A 20,596-nucleotide genomic window follows, 5' to 3' on the forward strand; every position below is an offset into this window, starting at 1 on the left:
CCGTCCGCTCGAGATCCATATCATAAGGCATGGGGCTTGGCTCTCTGGCCCGAGATCACTTAAGCTCTAGATTGACGGTTTTATCAGCGACGTGGCCTGCCCTCGGAAACTAATTCGACATAAACGGGAAGGGGAACGGTCAGAGATGCGCCACCATATGATCGGCTCACGGTAAGTGTACCGCCTACCGAAAACGTGCTCGTACAAATCCGAGTCCGGCAATTTGGGATCGATATTCTGATCGGTCGTCCGCTCTCTAGGCGGGTTGCGCCGGGAATATCGGTTTGGATCGAGGAAACATCAGCCTCAATCCCGTCAACCGTGACGCGCGAAGTGTCGTAGACATGAAGGTCGATTTCAATGTCGAGCACGCGCCGACTCTGGTTTCCGCGATCATATGTAACTGTGAAGCGAGCGGGAGAGGGAGTGCTGCCTTCCAGCGCGACGATAGCATCATCTGTTACCAGCCCATTAGCGCTAACCGTTCGTCGCCCGGTCCCAAACACCATGAATGTACCGAAATGAAGATCGCTTTCCGCTCTGATCGTAACGCGAGCGGGATCTACGTCGTTCGATGAGGGGAGCTCCGCGTTTAGAGGAATGGCGCCTATCAACAGTGCTGATTTCGCCAGAGAAATCGAAAGGGGAAATAGCATAAGGACTGTCTGCGTCGGCTTTCGAAAAGGCAAACTGTGCTTTCCGAACTAGCCTTTAGCTGTCGCAGTTTCAATAAAGCCTTGGAGTAAGCCGTCAGCTGTCTGCATGCCCTTGTATTTTTGGCGTCCGCCGGAATGGTGCTATCGAGTTTGCGCTTTCAGGTCTTAAGAGCTCGGACGATTATGTCCAAGATTGGGGCGCAAAGCGGACATACGCTGACGTCAGAAATTTCTTCAAGACAGGCGGCGGCAGTACGGTATCTTCGCGTTCGCGAAACCGCACAAATGAGTCTATAGTCAGCGACATGGCCGCAACCTTTGGAACCGAGACAACCTGGCGCAGGCACTGCACTCGTGAAGAGGCTGATGATCTTGCTCGGCGATTGACCATTTCGAAGGCCGAGCTGGCGCGCACTGTCCGTGTGCAACCATCCGCTCTTTCTCGCGATAACCTGTCGGCTGCCACGCAAGCTGCGTTCGATCCGTTGTTAAACATTCTCGAAAGTGCCACCAAAGTGGCTGGCAACGAGGAACGCGCCGTCACTTGGTTCAATCATTATCCAATCGTCCCGATGGGAAGGCTGCCTGCCATTGCGCATCTTGCCTACGGCGATGCGGAAGGCGTGAAGGAGTTCATGGATTTGACGCAGGACGGCGTCTATTCCTGAGGCGCCTTTTTGTCCGGAGCACTTAGGCTCTGCCGCATGATCGCCGATAGATTGCAACTCGGTAAGTTCGTGTACCTGTCAAGATCTGCACAGCCTGTTGAACAGATGTTTCTGTCGAATTAGGCGCGACCCGCCCGCCCTCGGCATGACGAACCGCACCGTTTCGCTATTGCATTTCGTCAGGCCAGACGTCGCCAATCTCCTCGATCCATCGCCGCAATCGCTCGGACTGCGCTTTGAACTCAGCGCGTTCGCTATCGGACATCAGCCCGGCTGGAGTGTTGGTCTGCAGCTGGTCATGGAAGTCCGACACTGCATCGATCCGCACGAGCATGACCTCGACCTTGCCCCGATCGTAGATCTCGAAGGTGCGGGTCTTCGCCAATTCGGCATAATTGGCGAAGTCCTTCGCGACCTCGTCGACCGACACTCGAAAACAGGCATTGTTTGACATGAATTCGAACCTTTCGATTGCTTGCAACAATCCCGCCGACCACGGAGCCGTGAGGCGATGCAGTCGGGCAGGCGAAAGGTTCTCTGGTTTTAGTTGTCGGCCATCGTGTTCATATCGTCCAGAACGGGCGATGTCATTCCCGCCGCGAATTCCTCATCATAGAGCAGTTCCATGGTCCTGGCGTTGCTGAAGCGGACCAGTGCCTCGTACTCACATCGCGACAACAGGATGAAGGATGGCAGCCCGCTATCGTCAGCTTCGACCCCGACAGGCCGGATTACAGCATCGGCAAGAACGTCATCGAGATCGCGGCAGAGCTTGTCGCGATCGACAGTGCGGTAGGTCTATTTGCGCATCCACTTTTCTCCCGTTTGCGTCATCGGTTCGGCAGTATTCCTATCGCTCGGATCTTCGCGAATATCTGCTGCCGGTTCGGGCTTCTGCCCCCGGTTCGCCGTCGCTAGCGCTCTCCTGCTCTACGCGCCTCACGCTATGATGGATCTCGTTGAAGCGTTTGACCACAGGCGGGTTGTATTCAAGATGCTCGACGACCTTTCTCTCGTCGCCCGGTTCGGTCAGGACGAACTTGCGATTGTCCTTTGTGGCCATGGAGGAACACGCTGACATTGGCAACGCCGTCGGCAACGTTGAGCCTAAGAGTCTGAAGCGCCTTGTCCATCGCCTCGCCAAACTCCTCGATCGAATAGCGGCTTCCGAATGTGATCTTCATGGCAGGTGAGCCCCGGCAGATTGAATATCCATGTTCACAGCCCGAAGCTGCACACCGAGGTGTATGGCGGCGCGAGCCGGTCGATCCGCGACCAGAACGTCCCGGCGCCGCTCGGCGCGTGCCTGTTCACGGGCACTGCGATCTCGGCAAGCGGTCCGCGGATCTCGATGACGAGGCCGCAATTAGTCTCATCGCCAACCGTGAGATCGCTCTGGAACTGCGCTAGCTCGCGGCGCTCTTCCTCCAGCACCTCGACCGCTCGCACCAGACGCTCCGCTTCTCGGGTTTCGGCGGCGACAAAGCTCTGCCGCGTCGGCAAGCGGTCGGGCCTAAACAGATAGATCGCGGTTTCGTTCGACATACCCAAGATGCGGCCGGAGCAGTCGACTCCCCGCATCGCCGTCGCGCAGGATGCCGGACCTGTCCATCTCGGCAATACTAACCGACGGGCCGCACAGTCGGTGCTTCCGAGTGCTGGACAAGTGGGCACAGGCGCGGGCATAGGCCGCCGCCATGCATGACCTTCGCCAGATCCGCGAAAATCCCGAAGCCTTCGATGCCGCACTCGCCAAACGCGGTGCCGAGCCGGAGGCAGCGAAAATCCTGTCGCTGGACGAGCAGCATCGTGCAATCCTAACGCGCCTCCAGGAAGCGCAGAGTCGCCGAAACGAGGCGTCAAAGGCGATCGGCCAGGCGATGGGCCAAGGCGACACGGAAAAGGCCGATGCGCTGAAGGCCGAAGTCGCGCAGATCAAGGCCGACATGCCCGCCCTCGAAGAGCGTGAGCGGGAGCTTGGTGGACAGGTGAAGGTGCTGCTCGCCAGCCTCCCCAATGCGCCCGCCGAGAACGTGCCGTCGGGTAATGATGACGGCGACAATGTCGAAGTGTCCACTTGGGGTGAGAAGCGCGGATTCAATTTTACGCCGAAAGAACACGCCGATCTCGGCCCCGCGCTCGGCATGGATTTCGAGACCGGCGCCAAGCTGGCGGGCGCACGCTTTTCCTTCCTTCGCGGCGATATGGCCAGGCTGCACCGCGCGATCGCGCTGTTCATGCTCGACACGCAGACCGGCGAGAACGGCTACACCGAATGCAATCCGCCAGTGCTGGTGAACGATGCCGCGATGTTCGGCACCGACAAGCTGCCGAAGTTCGCAGACGATAGCTTCCGGACAACCGATGATCGCTGGCTCATCCCAACATCCGAAGTCAGCCTCACCGCATCGGTCGCTGGCGACATTATCGCCGAGCTTGCGCAGCCCATTCGCCTCACTGCGCATACGCTCTGCTTCCGCAGCGAAGCGGGCGCGGCGGGCAAGGATACACGCGGCTTCATCCGCCAGCACCAGTTCGAAAAGGTCGAGCTCGTCAGCATCTGTCGCCCGCAGGATAGCGAGGCCGAGCATGAGCGGATGACAGCGTGCGCTGAGGGCATTCTGAAGGCCCTCGACCTGCCTTATCGCAAGATGCTGCTGTGCACGGGAGATATGGGCTTCGGTGCACGGAAGACCTACGATCTCGAAGTCTGGCTTCCGGGCCAAGGAGCCTATCGTGAGATTTCGTCCTGCTCCAACACTGGCGATTTCCAGGCAAGGCGGATGAATACCCGCTATCGCCCGGAAGCTGGTGGCAAGAAAACGCAGTTCGTCCACACACTGAACGGCTCCGGCCTTGCCGTCGGTCGCACTCTGGTGGCGGTGATGGAAAATTATCAGCGCGAGGATGGCGCGGTCGTGGTGCCGGACGTGCTCAAGCCCTATATGGGCGGCGTGGACATTCTGCTACCTGCAGCCTGATGCGCATTCTTCTGACCAATGACGACGGCATTCATGCGCCCGGTCTCGCCGTGCTGGAGGCGCTGGCGGCGCAGCTTTCCGACGATGTGTGGATATGCGCTCCGGCGGAAGAGCAATCTGGCGCAGGCCACTCGCTGACGCTGCATCAGCCGGTCCGCCTGCGAAAACATGGCGAGCGTCGATATTCGGTCACCGGCACGCCGACCGATTCGGTCAACCTCGCCCTGCGCAAACTGTTCGACGATGCGCGACCCGACCTCGTCATTTCCGGCGTGAATGCGGGCGAAAATCTTGGCGATGACATCACCTATTCGGGCACGGCATCGGCTGCAATGGAAGCGGCGCTCGCCGGTATCCCGGCAATCGCGCTTAGCCAGGCCTTTCGCGACAACGGCCCAAGTTTCTCCGCGACCGAAGAATGGGGCGAGCGCGTCTTGGAACCGCTCATCGACATTTCCATGGCCCGCCGCACTTTCATCAATGTCAACTTCCCGGCCCTGCCCGCCAACGATGTGCGCGGCATTCGCGTGGTGCGGCAGGGATTTCACGATTACGCGCGCGGCTCGCTGGTCGAGGGACGGGATCCGCGGGGACGGCCCTATTACTGGTTCGGCCTGCAGGATGCGGAACACACGCTCGACCATGGCACCGATCTCGAAGCGGTGGCGGACGGGTATATAGCCGTGACGCCGCTGCAACTCGACCTTACCCATCATGCAGCAATCGGCGCGCTGGCCGATCGGTTCGCGGCTTAGGAGAGCGCGGTGGCAAGATCGAGCGCCAAGGACAAACGAAAGCGTCGGCTCGGCAAACGTCAGTTCGCGCCGCTGCGCCGCGCTGTCCGGATACCGGTATGGGGCGATCTCGGCATCCGGCTGAGCCTTGCACTGTTCCTGATCTTTATTGTCGTGATGATCCACTGGTGGGACCGCGAAGGCCTTGTCGACAATCTCGATGGCCATGTCAGCTTCCTCGACGTGGTTTATTTCACCATGATTTCGATCACGACCACGGGCTTCGGAGATATCGCCCCGATCAGCGATCAGGCGCGCCTTGTGGAGGCCATCATCGTGACCCCGATCCGTTTCGCCGTGTTTTTCATCTTCGTCGGCACGGCCTACAACTTCATCATCAAGCGCAGCTGGGAGAAATGGCGCATGGCTCGCATTCAGGAAAAGCTGACCGACCATGTGGTCGTCCTCGGCTTCGGCGTCTCCGGCTCCGAAGCGGTGGGCGAATTGATCGAGCGCGGCACCGATCCATCCTGCATAGTGGTGATGGACATGGATCAGGAGCGGCTTGAAAATGCCGAGGCGCTCGGCTGCAATGTCATCGAGGCGGACGCGACGCGGGACGAGAATCTCGAAGCCGTACATATCGATGAAGCACAGGCGGTGCTCGTTTCGGCAGGCCGCGACGATGCCTCGATCTTGATCGTGCTCAGCGTCCGTCACCTCGCGCCAAACGTGCCGATCAGCGTGGTGGTGCGCGCAGCCGATAACGAGCTGATTGCGCGACAGGCCGGCGCCGACAACGTCATCAACCCGGTGCGCTTCACCGGCCTGCTGCTGGCAGGCTCCGCCGAGGGTGCGCACATCGCCGATTACCTGGGCGATCTGGCCTCTGTTACCGGGCGTGTGAAGCTGGTTGAACGCGAAGTGCTGAAGGAAGAGATCGGCAAGCCGCTCAGCGATCTCGCCACGAAGGGCCGGGGTCTTCGGATCTATCGCAACGGCGGAGCCTGCGGCTTCTGGGAACATGAGGCCGAATGCCTGCAGGCTGGCGATATCGTGGTCGAAATTCTGCCTTCGGACGACGACAAGCCGGATGCGACCCGCGAACAGCGCGAAGCGGAGGAAGCCGCCGCCCAGGCTGCCGGCTAGGTCATAGCCACGAAAACGCCGCCTGCCGCCGCCATGCCGGTGACAAAATAGCCGGCATCGATTGCGAACAGCTTTGCAGGCCGCATCTGGTAGAGGTAGTTGATGCCCAGCGCCGGGGCCATCACGGCTGCGCCCAGACCCACTGCCATCATCATGATCGCCCGGTCGCTCGGCTGCGTCGCGGCGACGAGGTGACCGAGCGTCAACACGACCAGCATCTCGAACGCGAAGCACAGCAGCATGATCAGCCACACCGGGTTTCTGGTACGCGGAGCGCTGCCATCAGTGACGACCTCTCCATCGTCGCCCATCGTGATGCCTGTCAGTCGCTGCCACGGCTTGCCGAAGAGCGGTCCGTACCAGAGCGCACCGATCGCGAAGAACGCGGTTGTTCCCAGCAACACTGCGAGCATGTTCGTCTCACCCACTACACCTCTCCCCTCTGTGTCGACCCGCTGTCACCACTAGCGCATCGCCGCCCGCGGGTGTAGGGGCGCGCCCGCAATGGCCATTGACACCACCACCACGATCCCCGACCAGAAACGCGTCGGCATGGTCAGCCTCGGCTGCCCGAAAGCGCTGGTTGATTCCGAGCGCATCCTCACCCGGCTGCGGGCTGACGGCTATGCCATGTCGCCCGACTATGCCGGCGCCGACGTGGTGCTGGTCAACACCTGCGGCTTTCTCGACTCCGCCAAGGAAGAGAGCCTCGATGCCATCGGGGAGGCGATCGCCGAGAACGGCCGCGTCATCGTGACCGGCTGCCTGGGCGACGAGGCGGAGCTGATCCGCAAGCGCCACCCCGGCGTCCTCGCCATCACCGGCGCGCACCAGTACGAGGACGTTGTCGAGGCCGTGCACGAGGCCGCGCCGCCTTCGCAGGGGCCCTTCATCGACCTGGTGCCTCAACCCGACATCAAGCTCACCCCGCGCCACTACTCCTACCTCAAGATCAGCGAGGGGTGTAACCACTCCTGCGCCTTCTGCATCATCCCGCAGCTGCGCGGGAAGCTCGCCAGCCGCCGGATCGACGCGGTGCTGCGCGAGGCGGAGAAGCTGGTCGCCGCCGGCACGAAGGAGCTGCTGGTCATCAGCCAGGACACCTCCGCTTACGGCGTCGACACCCGTCACGAGGAGCGCGAGTGGAAGGGTCACCCGGTCCGCGCCCATATGACCGATCTCGCAAGAGAGCTCGGCCAGCTTCGCACCGCCGACAACGCCCCGCCCTGGGTGCGCCTGCACTACGTTTACCCCTATCCGCATGTCGATCAGGTCATCCCGCTGATGGGCGAGGGGCTGCTCACCCCCTATCTCGACATCCCCTTCCAGCACGCCGCGCCGCGCGTGCTGAAGGCGATGCGCCGTCCGGCCAACGAGGCCAAGGTGCTGGAGCGCGTCCGCCAGTGGCGCGCCATCGCGCCCGATCTCACCATCCGCTCCAGCTTCGTGGTCGGCTTTCCGGGCGAGACGGAGGACGACTTCGCCTACCTGCTCGACTGGCTGGAGGAGGCCCAGCTGGACCGGGTGGGCGCCTTCCGCTTCGAACCGGTGGAGGGCGCGGCGGCCAACGCGCTGCCGGGCCCAGTGCCCGAAGCCGTCAAGGAGGAGCGCTTTGCCCGGCTGATGGAGGTGACCGAGCGGATCAGCACCGCCAAGCTCGCCGCCAAGGTCGGCCGCACCCTGCCCGTCATCGTGGATGAGGTTGGCGAGCCGGACGAGGATGGCGACATCGGCGCCACCGGCCGCAGCCAGGCCGACGCCCCCGAGATCGACGGCCAGGTGTTCCTGCGCAACGTGCCCGAGACGCTGGCACCGGGAGACGTGGTGGACGCCGTGATCGAGGACTCGGACGAGCACGACCTGTTCGGGGTGCCTGCCACGGCTAACTGATTCGTTCAGCCTGAGCGCCCATTTCATGAACAACATCGTTGGAAGTTGATGAAGTGCATGCATGTGAGACATGCAAAAGTTTCGCGGCGGCGGCGTGTGGGGGTCGACGATAGGAAAGAGCCTGCCTTCCGGACGAGGAAAGGCGAGGCGAAGCTAGACACTTCGCGAGGCTGTAGGACAGCCGGTGCGACGATTGAGCATTTGGACTCGGCAAATTCGCGCGTGCCTTAGGTATTTACCCTAATAGCCAGTGCTTCGGGAAATTGGTCCAGTGAGCTCATTACCTAGCTTCGAGGGGGCGGGTTTTGAGCGAAGCACAATTACGCAAAAGCACTAGCGGCTATACAATCCACGCGGATATGGGCGGCGCTGCATTTGCGTCGGTAGCCTTATCGGCTTGCGGGGGCGGCGGCTCGAAAAGTGGGTCCAGCACAGGCGCGACAGTCGCCAGTCCTTCGGTCACGCCGCAAGCGAAGCACAGCCTCGCCGAAGCCAGCCGGTTTCTAAGCCAAGCCACGCCGGGCACGACGCGAAGGGAGATCGAAGTCGTTGCGAAAGACGGAATTGAGGACTGGCTGAACAAGCAGCTGGCGATACCCAGACAGTCTCAGAATTTCGACTGGCTAGTGAGCAAGGGCTATCACGCCGAAGACCAGATGTTTGCGCTGGCGCACTGGGAACGCCCGTTATGGAAGGGGTTGCTGACAGGTAGAGATAAGCTGCGGCAGAGGATCACGCTGGCGCTCCTCGACATATTCGTGGTCGGTATAAGGCCGCTGAATCCTTACTGGCGAAGTTTCGCGATGGCGAATTACTTCGATATTCTGGCCGATCATTGCTTCGGCAACTTCCGGCGGTTGCTGGAGGAGATTTCGTTCTCAACCGCGATGGGATCGTATCTCACCTTTCTCAACAGCAGCAAAGCGGATTCCAAAGGCCGGAAGCCGGATGAGAATTTTGCACGCGAACTGATGCAGCTGTTTTCCATCGGCACGTATCTTCTCAACGACGACGGGTCTGCCAAAGCCAGCTCTGCGGGCACGACAATACCGACGTATTCGCAAACCGATATCTCGGAATTGGCAAGAGTGTTCACGGGGATGCGCTCTTCCGGTGCACGCGAAGATTTTCGTCAGCATCGGCATCGACTGCGAATTGATCCGGCATACAACGACACTGGGTCAGTCAATTTTCTGGGCAACACGATCAGCGGGGGCGGCGAACAGGCCGTCTCGGCTGCCATTGACACCGTATTCTCACACGCAAATGTCGGACCCTTTCTCGCCACGCGCCTGATCCAGTCGCTCACCACGAGCAACCCATCCAGCGGCTATGTGTCCCGCGTTGCCAGAGTTTTCGCCAATAATGGCAAAGGCGAGCGAGGAGACCTCGCGGCTGTCATTCGCGCCGTACTGCTTGATGGCGAAGTCCGCTCGGGGCCGGTTCGGGGCGGAGGCAGGCTTCGCGATCCGGTTCAGCGTTTTACAAATTGGGGCCACGCTTTTCGAGTCGACGACGAGAAAGACGAATGGTCCATGCCAATGCTTGTCGGAAGCTTGGGGAAAGAGCCAGGATGGAGCCCGACGGTCTTTAATTTTCACGAGTCCGACTACTCGCCGCCCCGGACGAGGATCAGCGAACGCGGCCTCGTGGCACCCGAATTCCAGATCCTGTCGGAACAGACCGCGATGCAGCATATCAACTTTACCGCCAAGGCAGTCCGCGGCTGGCTGGGCTATTACGGTCTCGCTCCCGACCGCAAAGACTTCGCAGCGCTCAGCGATGACGCGCGTGCTCTGGTCGATGAACTCGCTCTCGTGCTTGCGGCAGATCAGATTTCAGCCGCCAGGCGCGATCAAATTGTCCAAATCGTCGAAACCGCAACCGTCAGTCAAAAAGACCGAGAGACATGGCGCATCAATCTCGCAACATTGGCCGTGATGATTTCTCCCGAATATCTGGTGATCGAATGATGAAGCTGTCCGAATTCCCCGGCGCGTCAAGTCGTCGAGATTTTCTGCGCGGCGCAGGCAGCCTTCCGCTTACGGGCGTCCTGCTCGCATCCGGCGCGCAAGCGCAATCGGCGCAAAATACGGATTATCGGGCTTTGGTTTGCATCTATCTGCAAGGTGGCTGGGACAATTGGAGCATCTTCGTGCCATTCGACGAGGCGAGCCATGCCGCATATGGCGAGGCGCGTGGAGCGATGGCCCTGTCTCAAAGCGAGCTGGGCTCTGGTGTCCTCCAGCCGCGAAACGATATGGAAGGGCGCAGCTTCGCGTTGCATCCTCAGATGACCGGCTTGCGCGACGCATTCCGCAATGGCGATTTGGCGATCGTTCAGAATGTCGGCACTCTCTGGCAGCCGGTATCGAAGCAAGGGATCCGGGACGGCGCTCTCATCCCCTCCCAGCTTTTCAGCCATAACCACCAGAGCCGATTGGCGCTGGCAGGCTATAGCGACAAGGCGAATACGGGGTGGGGTGGACGCATTGCGGACAGGATGCGCGGGCGAAACGCGCGGCAGACACTGACGTCCCTGAACGCAACGACACACGCACAATTCCTGAGCGGTGCCGACACGTCACCATACGCGATCACCGAAAAAGGCGCCGTGCAACTTCTCGACGGAGACACTTCGTTTTTTGGCACGGATATCGCGCAACTTGTCGAGTCGGTCGCAACTGGCAGTCACGACAATCCAATGCGCGATACGCTGTCGGACGTAACGCGCCGCACACTTGACCATGCAGGTCTGCTTGGATCGAGCTTTGCGCGAATTGACGGCAGTGAACTGCCGGAATTGCAGATTGGCAGCAGCGATCTTGCCGAACAGCTCCGCGCCATCGCCCGCGCAATCGCCGTCGGGCCATCGCTTGGAATGCGTAGACAGGTTTTCTTCGCAAGGATGCACGGCTGGGACACGCATTCCGGTGGTCTCGGAGACGTTCGCATTCAGGCGAGTGAAATCGACCGCGCTCTTTCCGGCTTCCACCGGTTACTGCAGAGGTGGGGCTTATCATCGGCAGTGACGACGGCTTCCGTCAGCGATTTCGGCCGCACTTTGGCTTCGAACGGAGATGGCAGCGACCATGGCTGGGGCGGGACGAGCTTCGTCTTGGGCGGAGCAGTCGCTGGCGGAAGGATTTACGGCAAATCGCCAACCGTGGCGCTCGATGGACCCGACACACTTTCCGGCGGACGCCTGATCCCGACGACGTCGACCGATCAGATCGCAGCCAGTTTGGCGCGATGGATGGGCGTCGCCGATACCGATTTGGCCTCCATCGCAAACAATATCGGCCACTTTCCCGCCGATCAGAGAGCTTTGCCGATTTTTCGCTAAGCGGACTTTTCTACCGCCGCGCCCGGCTCACGACCTCACCCTCGATCACCACGCCTGTCACCGGGGTCACATATTCGAACGGGTCGCCGTCGAACATGGCGACGTCTCCGTCCTTGCCGACTTCGAGGCTGCCGACGCGGCTGTCCATGCCGATGATGCGGGCCGCATCGATGGTGACGCTGGCGAGCGCGTCCTGCGGGGCAAGGCCGTTGCCGGCGGCATAGCCTGCTTCCCACAACACCACGCGGGTCTTGGGGACATAGGCTTCGTAACCCGATTGCAGGGCGAAGGGCACGCCCGCCTCCGCCAGCACGGCGGCGGTGGTGAGGGCGGCGTTCTCGAGCTCGCCTGAATTGCGCGCCATCGTCGGGTGGAGGGTGAGCGAGACGCCCGCCTCGCGCAGCTCGTCCAGCATCATGTGCGCGTCCGCCGCGCCGTCGATCACCACGGTGATATCGAATTCCTCGGCAAGGCGCAGCGCGCTCTGCATGTCCTGCATGCGATTGGCGGTGATGAGCAGCGGGGTCTCGCCGCGAAGGACGGACTGAAACGCCTCGTTCATCAGATCGCGGCGGCCGCTGTTCTCGGCGTCGTCGTCCTCTTCGTCGGAGCCGCCCGATTGCGCGGCGACCAGCGCCTGGCGCAGCATCGCCATCTGCTTGGCGCGGGTGCCGGGGGAGCTTTCGTCCAATGCCCATGCGCCGAGATTGGCGGCGATCATCGTGCCGTCCTCCACCAGCGCCTCTTCCACCGTGTTGCCGCGCGTCTTCACCACCATGGTCTGCCCGGACACGAGCGCGCCGGGGCCGTGGCCGGTGTGCAGCGTGGTCGTGCCGAGCTCGCGCACCCATTGCACCAGCCGGTCATGCGGGTTGTAGGCGTCTATCGCCCGCAAGTGAGGCTGGACGGGGGCGCTGTCGTCGAGCTGGTCCTGATCGTCCGGCTGGTTGAGATAGCCGGTGAGGCCCACCGTGCTGTGCGCGTCCACCAGGCCGGGAGTGACGACGGGCGCGGTGAGCACTTCCATGCCTTGCGGGATGGCGGTGCTGGCGGCGGGACCGACGGCGGTGATGCGCCCGTCCTCGATCACCACGACGCCGTCCGTGATCACGCCCTGCGGGCCCATGGTCCAGACCTGACCCCCGCGCACCGCGACGTCCTGCGCGAAAGCGGTGGTGGAGAGGAGTGCGGCGGCGAATGCGCCGATTAGTGCAAAGCTTTTCATCGTGCGCCCTCCAGCATGATCGCCTCTCTTTCGAGGACATGGTGCCCCGCGCTCTGCGGATCGCCCGCGCCGTAGCCGCCGCTTGCCTGCAGCGCGTCGTCCGGATCGGTGATGTCGAACACGTTCTCGCCCATCACCCAGGTTTCCTGCAGGTCGGTATAGACCGACAGCGGATCGCCATCGAGGATGAGGAAATCGGCGTATTTGCCGGGGGCGAGGCTGCCGACCCGGTCGTCCAGCCCCAGCTGCACCGCGCCGTTGATGGTCATCGCCCTGAGCGCGCCTTCGCGGCTCATGCCGCCGCGCACGGCGATGGCGGCCTGGCGGAACATCAGGCGGCTGTCGATGATCGGATCGTCCGAATGCAGCGAGAGGAACACGCCCGCCCGCTCAAGCTCGGCGGCGGTGTCGATATCGGCGCTCATCGCTTCCAGCTTCCCGCCAGGGCTGTCCACCAGGATGGCGGAGACCGGCACGCCCGCCGCCGCGATCTCGCGCGCGACCTGGCCGCTTTCGATGCCGTGCTGGATCAGCATGTCGAAGCCGAATTCCTCGCGCAGGCGCAGCGCCGTCATGATGTCGTCGCTGCGATGGGTATGGAAATGGACGAGCCGCTCGCCATCGAGGATTTCGCACATCGCTTCCATGCCGATATTGCGGGGCGAGCGATCGCCTTCGCAATATTCCTGCGCCGCCACGAAATGGCTGCGGACCATCGCCGCGCTACGTGCGCGGGTGGAGGGAAAGGCCGGATTGTCGCGAATGGGATTGGTGCCGTTCGCCATCTTCATGCCGCCCGCGATCCCGCCATCGGCATTGCGATGGGCGAGCTCTTCTATTGTATTGCCCTCGACAAGGTGCATGTAGAAGGTCTGCCCGCTCATCAGCCAGCCGCTGCCGGGCATGATGTTGGCGGTGGTGACGCCCCCTGCCCGCGCCCGGGCGATGGAGGAGTGTCGGACATTGATGCTGTCGAGCGCGCGCACGTCCGGCTGGATGGCGGAAGAGCTGTCCGCGCCCGAAACCTGGCCGATATGCGAATGCGTGTCGACGATGCCGGGCATGATGACCATGCCGGAGGCGTCACGCGTTTCCGCGCTCGCCGGGATTGCCGTCCCCGCCCCGCCGACCGCAACGATCTCGCCATTATGGACGACAAGCGTGCCGCCCTGGATCGTGCCGGTGCCGCTATCGGCGTTCATCGTGTGGATGGTCGCGCCGGTAAAAGCGATGGGCCGCTCCTGCGCGGCGGCTGGCGTGGTGGCAAGCGCCGCAAGCGCGGATGCAGCGGCGAGTGCTGCCTTGGTCGATGGCATTGGAAGTCCTCTCCTGTCCGAGTGCGGGAGAGTAACGAGACGGGTCAGCTTTGCAAGCAAGCGGTGTCGCGCCTAAGCGGTTACGCACTCCGGTTTGATGCCAATCGCCAAAACAGGGCAACCGCCATTCCGACCGGCATCGAGACGATAGAGCAATTTGCCCATCCACGTCGTTGATGCGCCGAACTTCTTGTAAACCTCATCCTTGCCCTCACGCCCGTCTTTCGTGAGCACTTTTCCGAGGCTACGAAGATAGGTGGTATCGAGAGATGAGCCGCGTGTGAGAATGATGCCGACATCGATTGCCCCGGCATCGTAGAAAGCCGAGAATGCGTAAAGATCGCGATCGTATGTCTGATCCTTTGAATTCCATTCCAGATCAAGCGCGACCCGTCCATTAAGAAAGTCGATCCTGTGACCGTCGAGAAACCCTTCTCGTATGTAAGAGGCGATCAAACTGTCTTTCTTCTTTGCATGGAGCAGTTTCACATGCAGGTCGGCTGATATACGTGATTCTCGCCAACCAGCCGGCTCGGTGAAGAGGGTGTCTACATACGACGCAATCGGTCCTTTGCTCCCGCCCGGAGTACGGATCATCTCCCGCGATATCTGAAACTGCTCTAGCGCATCGACAATTTGACCGAATTGCTCAGGAAAACTGGCCTGAAGAATGGTCGCTGCATTGCGATAACTGAAGATCTCGAATTTGTTGCGAAGTTCAGGAGAAAAGATCTGCTCGATCAGCGCTCCACTGTCGGCGCCACTCCCGCCTGAGACGTCGTCCGTCATCTCACCGCTCATTCAGCCGCAATCGCCATCGAGTTGTGGCTGTAAGTGTCCCAAGTCGGCTTATAATCGTCGTCGGCTTGATTACCCCAAACGGTCCAGTTTTTCCGTGTTCCGCGACTGAACAATTCGATACGAGGACCCCAGCTGCATTCCTCAATAATCGGATATTGCTCATCGGGTTTACGGCTGTGTTCGCGTTTGCGCGATTGGATCATGTTCACTTGCCTGCGCCCAGGGTCTAGCGTTCGGGCATTCTTGCCACGGACACCGAAGAGAAGCACCTCTGTAACGTTGCGAAAATAGAATCCGACACCGCGGCCGTCCGAACCACCATCCTTGCGAATCTTGTGCCAGACTATGTTGGAAACATAGCGAAAGCCCCAAGCCTCCATCACCCGAAGTCCATCGGGAAGCAACGCATTCGGCACCCAAAGATAAAGATGAGACGGATCCGCTGATATCTCCGCCACGGGCAAATCGCAGATTTCTTCGAGCGTCATTGTCCCGTAGCGATTGAGCCGCTTATGCTCGGGAGCGACCTTCCCGGTACGGTTTTGAAACTGCCACGGTGGATCGGCCAAGATCGTGCCAAATTCCACGCCGTTGGCGATGCGCAAAAGGTCGGAACCTGCGTCGTTCTGATTTTGGAACATATCGTGATCATGGGCGAAGCAAGAAAAACTGTCAATGTGTGCCTTTCGTTCTTCCCCCGCATAGGTGAAAGGCTGTAAAACCATTATCGCGCAATAGCTCTGTCGCGGTGAAACAAGGGATAGCGCCAATCGTTCACCACCCATGCCCATAGAGATCACGACGAGCTTCTCGTTCCACCTCGACGAGCCGACCGACCTGCTGCTGCAGTTCCAGGCCGCCGCCCTTCCCGAGCAGACTTTGCTGGAAACCGACACCTGGCTGACCAAGGCGATGCATATCGCCAGCGTTCCGGCGCAGGATGCCATCGGGGAGCGTGTCTGGGTGCGGGCCGAGGGCGACTACCGCGTCGATTACACCGCCAGGGTGGAGGTCAATCGCATGTCGCCGGAGATCGGCAAGCTTGCCATGCTCGATCCGCACGACCTGCCGGGCGAGGCCGTGGAATACGTATTCGATTCGCGGTACTGTCAGGCCGACCGTATGCAGGCCTTCGTGGAGGATGAATTCGGCTCTTTGAAAGGCGGCGAGCGCATCGCCGCCATGCGCGACTGGATCGCCGACAATTTCACCTATGAAGCCGGACGCTCGGACGCGACCACCACCGCGCTCGACACCTTCGTGGAGCGCCACGGCATCTGCCGCGATTTCGCCCATGTGATGATCTGCTTCGCCCGCGCCTCCACCATCCCGGCGCGCTTCGTCAGCTGCTATGCGCCGGGCGTGGAGCCACAGGACTTTCACGCCGTAGCCGAGGTGTTTCTCGAAGACGAGACGACGCCGGGCGGCGGCGCGTGGTATCTCGTCGATGCGACGGGCATGGCGGATCCGGCAAAGACCGTTAAGATCGGCATCGGGCGCGACGCTGCCGATGTCAGCTTCCTGACCAGTTTCGGCCGAGCGCGCTTCGACGGGAAGACCATCGAAGTGAGCGAAGCGGCCTGACATGGCGCCAGTGCGAGGGGACGAAATGGAAAAGAAGGCCGACACGCTGATCCTGTTCGGGGCGACGGGCGACCTGTCGCAGCGCATGCTGCTGCCCTCGCTCTGCGCGCTCGACGCGGACGATCTTCTGGCCGAAGACCTGCGCATCGTCGGCACGGCGCGTTCGGAGCTTTCGGACGGCGAATTTCGCGACATGGCGCGCAAGGCTATCGAGCAATATCTGCCCGATCACCGGCGCGGTTCGATGGCGCAGTTCCTCAATCGCCTCACCTACAGCCAGCTCGATGTGACGACGCCCGATGGCTATCGAGAGCTGGCGGACAAGGTGGGCAAGGACCGCGAGATCGCGATCTTCCTCTCCACCGCGCCCAGCCTGTTCGAGCCGACGATCAAGGGCCTTGCCGAGCACGGGCTGGCGGACAGCAATTCGCGCATCTGCCTGGAAAAGCCGCTCGGCACCGATCTGGAAAGCAGCTGCCAGATCAACGATGCCGTGGCCGCCGCCTTTCCCGAAAGCCGCATTTTCCGCATTGATCACTATCTTGGCAAGGAGACGGTGCAGAACCTTATCGCGCTGCGCTTTGCCAACATGTTCTTCGAGCCGCTGTGGAATTCCCAGCATATCGAGCATGTGCAGATCACCGTGGGGGAGACTGTCGGGCTGGAAGGCCGCGCCGATTTCTACGAGAGCGCGGGCGCGCTGCGCGACATGGTGCAAAACCATATGCTGCAATTGCTGGCGCTCGTCGCGATGGAGCCGCCGGGCAGCTTCGATGCAGGCGCGGTGCGGGACGAGAAGGTGAAGGTTCTGCGCGCGCTTCGCGAGATGGAGCCGCAGGAAAGCGTCACCGGCCAGTATCGCAAGGGCGCCGTCGATGGCCAGCCCGTCGCCGGTTATGACGAGGAACTGGGCCGCGACAGCAATGTCGAGACGTTCGTGGCGCTGAAGGCGCATATCGACAACTGGCGCTGGCAGGGCGTGCCCTTCTACCTGCGCACCGGCAAGCGGATGCCCGAGCGCGTGACCGAGATCGTCGTGCAGTTCCGCTGCGTGCCGCATTCGATCTTTCCCAACGCGCGGCTGAAGCAGAACCGCATGGTGATCGGCATCCAGCCGGAAGAGAACATCCACCTCTCCATGATGGCCAAGGTGCCCGGCATCGAGCAGGAAGGCATGACGCTGCGGCAGGTGCCGCTCGACATCACCATGCCCGATGCCTTTACCGGCAAGCACAAGCGCATCGCCTATGAACGCCTGCTGCTCGACCTGATCGAGGGACACCAGACGCTGTTCGTGCGGCGGGACGAGGTGGAGGCGCAGTGGCGCTGGATCGACTCCATCCGCGCGGTGTGGGACAAGGAAGGCCGCGAACCCAAGACTTACGCCGCCGGCAGCTGGGGGCCGAGCAAGGCCATCGCGCTGGCCGAACGCGACGGAGTGAGCTGGCATGACTGAACTTCACCCGACACTGGCCCGCGTTACCGAGCGCATCATCGCGAAGTCGAAGGATAGCCGCGCTGCCTATCTTTCGCTGATCGAGCGGGAGATCGAAAACCGGCCCGATCGCAGCCAGGTCAGCTGTTCCAATCTCGCCCATGCCTTTGCGGGTGCGCAGGAGGACCAGGAAGCGCTCAAGACCAATGCCGGGCCGAATATCGGCGTGGTCACCGCCTATAACGACATGCTTTCGGCGCATCAGCCCTATGGCCGCTATCCCGAGCGGCTGAAGATCTACGCCCGCGAAGTCGGCGCGACGGCGCAGGTGGCAGGCGGCACGCCGGCCATGTGCGACGGGGTTACGCAGGGCGAGACCGGCATGGAGCTATCGCTCTTTTCTCGCGATGCGATTGCGATGGCGACGGGCGTCGCGCTCAGCCATGCGATGTATGACGGCATGCTGCTGCTCGGCATTTGCGACAAGATCGTGCCGGGTTTACTTATCGGCGCGCTGCGCTTCGGCCATCTGCCCGCCGTCTTCGTGCCCAGCGGCCCGATGCCGAGCGGGATTTCAAACAGCCAGAAGCAGAAGACGCGCCAGCTTTATGCCGAAGGCAGGGCGACGCGCGCCGAGTTGCTGGAAAGCGAGTTGGGCAGTTATCATTCGCCCGGCACCTGCACGTTCTACGGCACGGCCAATTCCAACCAGATGATGATGGAGCTGATGGGGCTGCACATTCCGGGCAGCGCCTTCATCCAGCCCGGCACGAAACTGCGCCAGGCGCTGGACCGGGCCGCTGTCCACCGCGTCACCGCGATGACGGCGGACGGCAACGATTTTCGGCCACTCGGCCATTGCGTCGACGAAAAGGCCATCGTGAATGCCATGGTCGGCCTGCTGGCGACGGGCGGCAGCACCAATCACGCGATCCACATCCCGGCATTTGCGCGGGCCGCGGGCGTGCAGGTGGACTGGACGGACCTGTCCGAACTTTCCAGCGCCGTGCCGCTGCTGGCGCGCGTCTATCCCAACGGCTCGGGCGATGTGAACCATTTCCACGATGCGGGCGGCATGGGCTTCGTGATCCGCGAACTCGTCGATGCGGGGTTGGCTCACGGCGACGTCATGGGTGTCGGGCAGGAGCGCGGTATGGCCGAATATGGCCGCGAGCCGGGGCTGGAGGAGGATCGCCTCGTCTGGCGCGATGTCGGCCCGTCGGGCGACGACACCATGCTGAAACCCGCCGGCGACCCGTTCCAGCCCGATGGCGGCATGCGGCTGGTCGAGGGCAATCTCGGCCGTGCCTGCTTCAAGTCCTCCGCCGTGAAGAAAGACCGCTGGACGGTGGAAGCGCCGTGCCGCGTCTTCCATACGCAGAAAGCCGTGGTCGACGCCTTCAAGGCGGGCGAGCTGGACCGCGACGTCGTGGTGGTGGTCCGCTTCCAGGGGCCGCGGGCGAACGGCATGCCCGAACTTCACAGTCTCACCCCGCCCCTCGCCGTGCTGCAAGATCGCGGATACCGCGTCGCGCTCGTCACCGATGGGCGCATGTCGGGTGCGAGCGGCAAGGTGCCCGCCGCGATCCATGTCTCGCCCGAAGCGCTGGGTGGCGGACCGCTCAGCCTGTTGCAGGACGGCGATATAGTGAAGGTGTGCGCCGAAACCGGAGAGCTTTCGACCACCGCCGATCTCTCCACGCGCCAGCCCGCCGACGATCCCGGCGCCGAGATGGGCACGGGCCGCGAACTGTTCGCCATGTTCCGCCAGCTGGCGGACGAAGCAGAGAAAGGTGGCAGCGCAATGCTCGCCACGGCAGGCCTATGACAGACATCGTTTCCGTCGATATCGGCGGCACCCATGCGCGCTTCACCATCGCCAGCTGCGGGGCGGACGGCACCATCGCGATGGATGAGCCGATCACGCTCCACACCGAAGATCACGCCAGTTTCCAGACGGCGTGGGAGGATTACCGGGAGCGCAAGGGCGGCACCCTGCCCGACGGCGTGAGCATGGCCATCGCCGGGCCGGTGGGCGGTGACGTCATCCGCTTCACCAACAATCCGTGGATCATCCGCCCGGCGCTGGTGCAGGAAAAGCTTGGCGTTTCGACCTACACCATCGTCAACGATTTCGAGGCGATCGCGCATGCCGTCGCGCGCGCGGGCGAGGACGAATTCATGCATCTGACCGGCCCGGAAGGCGCGCTGCCGCCAACCGGTCGCCTAACAGTGCTCGGCCCCGGCACCGGCCTTGGCGTCGCGCATCTCTACCGCGAGCCGGACGGCACATACCGCGTCTCCGCCACCGAAGGCGGCCATGTCGATTTCGCCCCGCTCGACCAGGTGGAGGATGCGATTCTCGCCCGTCTGCGCAAGCGTCACAATCGCGTGAGTGTGGAGCGCGTCGTCGCTGGCCCCGCCATCGTCGACATCTACGCAACGCTCGCCGCGCTCGAAGGGCGCGCCATCGCCGAGCAGGACGACGTCGCGATCTGGACCGCAGGCATGGACGGTAGTGACAGTCTCGCCGCCGCCGCGATCGACCGCTTCTGCCTTTCATTGGGCGCGGTCGCGGGAGACACCGCGCTGGCGCAGGGCGGATTTTCCGGCGTCATTATCGCGGGCGGTCTCGGCTATCGACTGCGCGATCACCTTCCAAAGTCGGGTTTCGCCGAACGCTTCCGCGCCAAGGGCCGCTTCGAAAGCCTGATGGCGAGCATCCCGGTCAAACTCATCACCCACCCGCAGCCCGGCCTGTTCGGTGCGGCTGCCGCCTATTTCCAGCAACACGGAGACGCATAGTGAGCG

The 20,596-nt window shown here is 62.1% G+C and carries 20 protein-coding genes; 11 read left to right on the plus strand and 9 right to left on the minus strand.

What is annotated here, in order from left to right; translation table 11 throughout:
• Positions 1-83: 83 nt before the first annotated feature.
• Positions 84-656: a DUF4402 domain-containing protein gene (locus D6201_RS13220; RefSeq protein WP_120048153.1), complete on the minus strand. Its 573-nt coding sequence runs from the start codon at positions 654-656 to the stop codon at positions 84-86.
• A 305-nt stretch (positions 657-961) separates the two neighbouring features.
• Here D6201_RS13220 and D6201_RS07040 point away from each other — a divergent pair, with 305 nt between their 5' ends.
• Positions 962-1,324, plus strand: a complete 363-nt coding sequence (locus tag D6201_RS07040; RefSeq protein WP_133303964.1) for a hypothetical protein — start codon at positions 962-964, stop codon at positions 1,322-1,324.
• 166 nt (positions 1,325-1,490) lie between these two features.
• On the opposite strand, the gene D6201_RS07045 is transcribed toward D6201_RS07040, so the two are convergent.
• The 3 genes from D6201_RS07045 to D6201_RS07055 form a co-directional block, all read right to left on the minus strand.
• Positions 1,491-1,778 carry a hypothetical protein gene (locus tag D6201_RS07045; protein WP_133303965.1) on the minus strand — a complete coding sequence of 96 codons (288 nt, stop codon included), beginning with the start codon at positions 1,776-1,778 and terminating at the stop codon, positions 1,491-1,493.
• A 396-nt stretch (positions 1,779-2,174) separates the two neighbouring features.
• Positions 2,175-2,387 (minus strand): hypothetical protein, encoded by a 213-nt coding sequence (locus tag D6201_RS07050; protein WP_120048156.1) that lies wholly within the window; start codon positions 2,385-2,387, stop codon positions 2,175-2,177.
• Positions 2,388-2,542: 155 nt separating this feature from the next.
• On the minus strand, positions 2,543-2,869 hold the full coding sequence (locus tag D6201_RS07055; RefSeq protein WP_133303966.1) for a hypothetical protein: 327 nt from the start codon (positions 2,867-2,869) through the stop codon (positions 2,543-2,545).
• A 152-nt stretch (positions 2,870-3,021) separates the two neighbouring features.
• On the opposite strand from D6201_RS07055, the gene serS reads away from it, so the two are divergent.
• From serS to D6201_RS07070, 3 genes are read left to right on the plus strand one after another with little or no spacing between them, the layout of a single operon-like run.
• The gene (gene serS / locus D6201_RS07060; protein ID WP_120048158.1) at positions 3,022-4,305 is read left to right on the plus strand and encodes a serine--tRNA ligase; all 1,284 of its coding nucleotides are present in this window, start codon (positions 3,022-3,024) and stop codon (positions 4,303-4,305) included.
• Positions 4,305-5,060, plus strand: coding sequence for a 5'/3'-nucleotidase SurE (gene surE, locus D6201_RS07065; RefSeq protein ID WP_120048159.1), 756 nt, complete (start codon positions 4,305-4,307; stop codon positions 5,058-5,060). The genes serS and surE overlap by 1 nt, the downstream gene beginning before the upstream one ends.
• Before the next feature lie 9 nt (positions 5,061-5,069).
• The gene (locus D6201_RS07070; RefSeq protein ID WP_120048160.1) at positions 5,070-6,188 is read left to right on the plus strand and encodes a potassium channel family protein; all 1,119 of its coding nucleotides are present in this window, start codon (positions 5,070-5,072) and stop codon (positions 6,186-6,188) included.
• Here the strand turns inward: D6201_RS07070 and D6201_RS07075 are convergent.
• On the minus strand, positions 6,185-6,616 hold the full coding sequence (locus D6201_RS07075) for a DUF1761 domain-containing protein (RefSeq protein WP_120048161.1): 432 nt from the start codon (positions 6,614-6,616) through the stop codon (positions 6,185-6,187). The two genes, D6201_RS07070 and D6201_RS07075, sit on opposite strands and share 4 nt — an antisense overlap.
• 76 nt (positions 6,617-6,692) lie before the next feature.
• Between D6201_RS07075 and rimO the strand changes: the two genes are divergently transcribed.
• From rimO to D6201_RS07090, 3 genes are all read left to right on the plus strand, one after another.
• Entirely contained in the window at positions 6,693-8,078 is a 1,386-nt protein-coding gene (rimO, locus tag D6201_RS07080) for a 30S ribosomal protein S12 methylthiotransferase RimO (protein ID WP_120048162.1), read from the plus strand.
• A gap of 305 nt (positions 8,079-8,383) precedes the next feature.
• Positions 8,384-10,051: a DUF1800 domain-containing protein gene (locus tag D6201_RS07085; RefSeq protein WP_133303967.1), complete on the plus strand. Its 1,668-nt coding sequence runs from the start codon at positions 8,384-8,386 to the stop codon at positions 10,049-10,051.
• The gene (locus D6201_RS07090; RefSeq protein WP_165853513.1) at positions 10,048-11,424 is read left to right on the plus strand and encodes a DUF1501 domain-containing protein; all 1,377 of its coding nucleotides are present in this window, start codon (positions 10,048-10,050) and stop codon (positions 11,422-11,424) included. The genes D6201_RS07085 and D6201_RS07090 overlap by 4 nt, the downstream gene beginning before the upstream one ends.
• A gap of 10 nt (positions 11,425-11,434) precedes the next feature.
• Here D6201_RS07090 and D6201_RS07095 read toward each other — a convergent pair whose 3' ends face one another.
• The 4 genes from D6201_RS07095 to D6201_RS07110 form a co-directional block, all read right to left on the minus strand.
• Entirely contained in the window at positions 11,435-12,649 is a 1,215-nt protein-coding gene (locus D6201_RS07095) for an amidohydrolase family protein (protein WP_120048164.1), read from the minus strand.
• Positions 12,646-13,965 (minus strand): amidohydrolase family protein, encoded by a 1,320-nt coding sequence (locus tag D6201_RS07100; RefSeq protein ID WP_120048165.1) that lies wholly within the window; start codon positions 13,963-13,965, stop codon positions 12,646-12,648. Before D6201_RS07100 ends, D6201_RS07095 begins: the two co-directional genes overlap by 4 nt.
• A gap of 72 nt (positions 13,966-14,037) precedes the next feature.
• The gene (locus D6201_RS07105; protein WP_120049266.1) at positions 14,038-14,754 is read right to left on the minus strand and encodes a BglII/BstYI family type II restriction endonuclease; all 717 of its coding nucleotides are present in this window, start codon (positions 14,752-14,754) and stop codon (positions 14,038-14,040) included.
• 8 nt (positions 14,755-14,762) lie between these two features.
• The gene (locus tag D6201_RS07110; protein ID WP_120048166.1) at positions 14,763-15,407 is read right to left on the minus strand and encodes an MT-A70 family methyltransferase; all 645 of its coding nucleotides are present in this window, start codon (positions 15,405-15,407) and stop codon (positions 14,763-14,765) included.
• A 142-nt stretch (positions 15,408-15,549) separates the two neighbouring features.
• Here D6201_RS07110 and D6201_RS07115 point away from each other — a divergent pair, with 142 nt between their 5' ends.
• Genes D6201_RS07115 through glk form a run of 4 tightly spaced genes read left to right on the plus strand, consistent with a single transcriptional unit; the run spans position 15,550 to position 20,590 of the window.
• The gene (locus D6201_RS07115) at positions 15,550-16,350 is read left to right on the plus strand and encodes a transglutaminase-like domain-containing protein (RefSeq protein ID WP_120048167.1); all 801 of its coding nucleotides are present in this window, start codon (positions 15,550-15,552) and stop codon (positions 16,348-16,350) included.
• A gap of 25 nt (positions 16,351-16,375) precedes the next feature.
• A complete protein-coding gene (gene zwf, locus D6201_RS07120; RefSeq protein ID WP_120048168.1) occupies positions 16,376-17,806 on the plus strand; it encodes a glucose-6-phosphate dehydrogenase in 1,431 nt (476 codons plus the stop codon).
• Positions 17,799-19,613 carry a phosphogluconate dehydratase gene (edd, locus tag D6201_RS07125; protein WP_120048169.1) on the plus strand — a complete coding sequence of 605 codons (1,815 nt, stop codon included), beginning with the start codon at positions 17,799-17,801 and terminating at the stop codon, positions 19,611-19,613. The genes zwf and edd overlap by 8 nt, the downstream gene beginning before the upstream one ends.
• Positions 19,610-20,590, plus strand: coding sequence for a glucokinase (glk, locus tag D6201_RS07130; RefSeq protein WP_120048170.1), 981 nt, complete (start codon positions 19,610-19,612; stop codon positions 20,588-20,590). The genes edd and glk overlap by 4 nt, the downstream gene beginning before the upstream one ends.
• Positions 20,591-20,596 lie beyond the last annotated feature (6 nt).

It is taken from the genome of Aurantiacibacter aquimixticola, from assembly GCF_003605475.1.
Taxonomy (GTDB): domain Bacteria; phylum Pseudomonadota; class Alphaproteobacteria; order Sphingomonadales; family Sphingomonadaceae; genus Alteraurantiacibacter; species Alteraurantiacibacter aquimixticola_B.

What these genes read in the sequence shown, in the direction of transcription:
- D6201_RS13220 (WP_120048153.1), bottom strand. Translation starts at nt 656, where the DNA reads ATGCTATTTCCCCTTTCGATTTCTCTGGCGAAATCAGCACTGTTGATA.
- D6201_RS07040 (WP_133303964.1), top strand. Translation starts at nt 962, where the DNA reads ATGGCCGCAACCTTTGGAACCGAGACAACCTGGCGCAGGCACTGCACT.
- D6201_RS07045 (WP_133303965.1), bottom strand. Translation starts at nt 1,778, where the DNA reads ATGTCAAACAATGCCTGTTTTCGAGTGTCGGTCGACGAGGTCGCGAAG.
- D6201_RS07050 (WP_120048156.1), bottom strand. Translation starts at nt 2,387, where the DNA reads ATGGCCACAAAGGACAATCGCAAGTTCGTCCTGACCGAACCGGGCGAC.
- D6201_RS07055 (WP_133303966.1), bottom strand. Translation starts at nt 2,869, where the DNA reads ATGTCGAACGAAACCGCGATCTATCTGTTTAGGCCCGACCGCTTGCCG.
- serS (WP_120048158.1), top strand. Translation starts at nt 3,022, where the DNA reads ATGCATGACCTTCGCCAGATCCGCGAAAATCCCGAAGCCTTCGATGCC.
- surE (WP_120048159.1), top strand. Translation starts at nt 4,305, where the DNA reads ATGCGCATTCTTCTGACCAATGACGACGGCATTCATGCGCCCGGTCTC.
- rimO (WP_120048162.1), top strand. Translation starts at nt 6,693, where the DNA reads ATGGCCATTGACACCACCACCACGATCCCCGACCAGAAACGCGTCGGC.
- D6201_RS07090 (WP_165853513.1), top strand. Translation starts at nt 10,048, where the DNA reads ATGATGAAGCTGTCCGAATTCCCCGGCGCGTCAAGTCGTCGAGATTTT.
- D6201_RS07095 (WP_120048164.1), bottom strand. Translation starts at nt 12,649, where the DNA reads ATGAAAAGCTTTGCACTAATCGGCGCATTCGCCGCCGCACTCCTCTCC.
- D6201_RS07100 (WP_120048165.1), bottom strand. Translation starts at nt 13,965, where the DNA reads ATGCCATCGACCAAGGCAGCACTCGCCGCTGCATCCGCGCTTGCGGCG.
- D6201_RS07105 (WP_120049266.1), bottom strand. Translation starts at nt 14,754, where the DNA reads ATGACGGACGACGTCTCAGGCGGGAGTGGCGCCGACAGTGGAGCGCTG.
- D6201_RS07110 (WP_120048166.1), bottom strand. Translation starts at nt 15,407, where the DNA reads ATGTTCCAAAATCAGAACGACGCAGGTTCCGACCTTTTGCGCATCGCC.
- D6201_RS07115 (WP_120048167.1), top strand. Translation starts at nt 15,550, where the DNA reads ATGCCCATAGAGATCACGACGAGCTTCTCGTTCCACCTCGACGAGCCG.
- zwf (WP_120048168.1), top strand. Translation starts at nt 16,376, where the DNA reads ATGGAAAAGAAGGCCGACACGCTGATCCTGTTCGGGGCGACGGGCGAC.
- edd (WP_120048169.1), top strand. Translation starts at nt 17,799, where the DNA reads ATGACTGAACTTCACCCGACACTGGCCCGCGTTACCGAGCGCATCATC.
- glk (WP_120048170.1), top strand. Translation starts at nt 19,610, where the DNA reads ATGACAGACATCGTTTCCGTCGATATCGGCGGCACCCATGCGCGCTTC.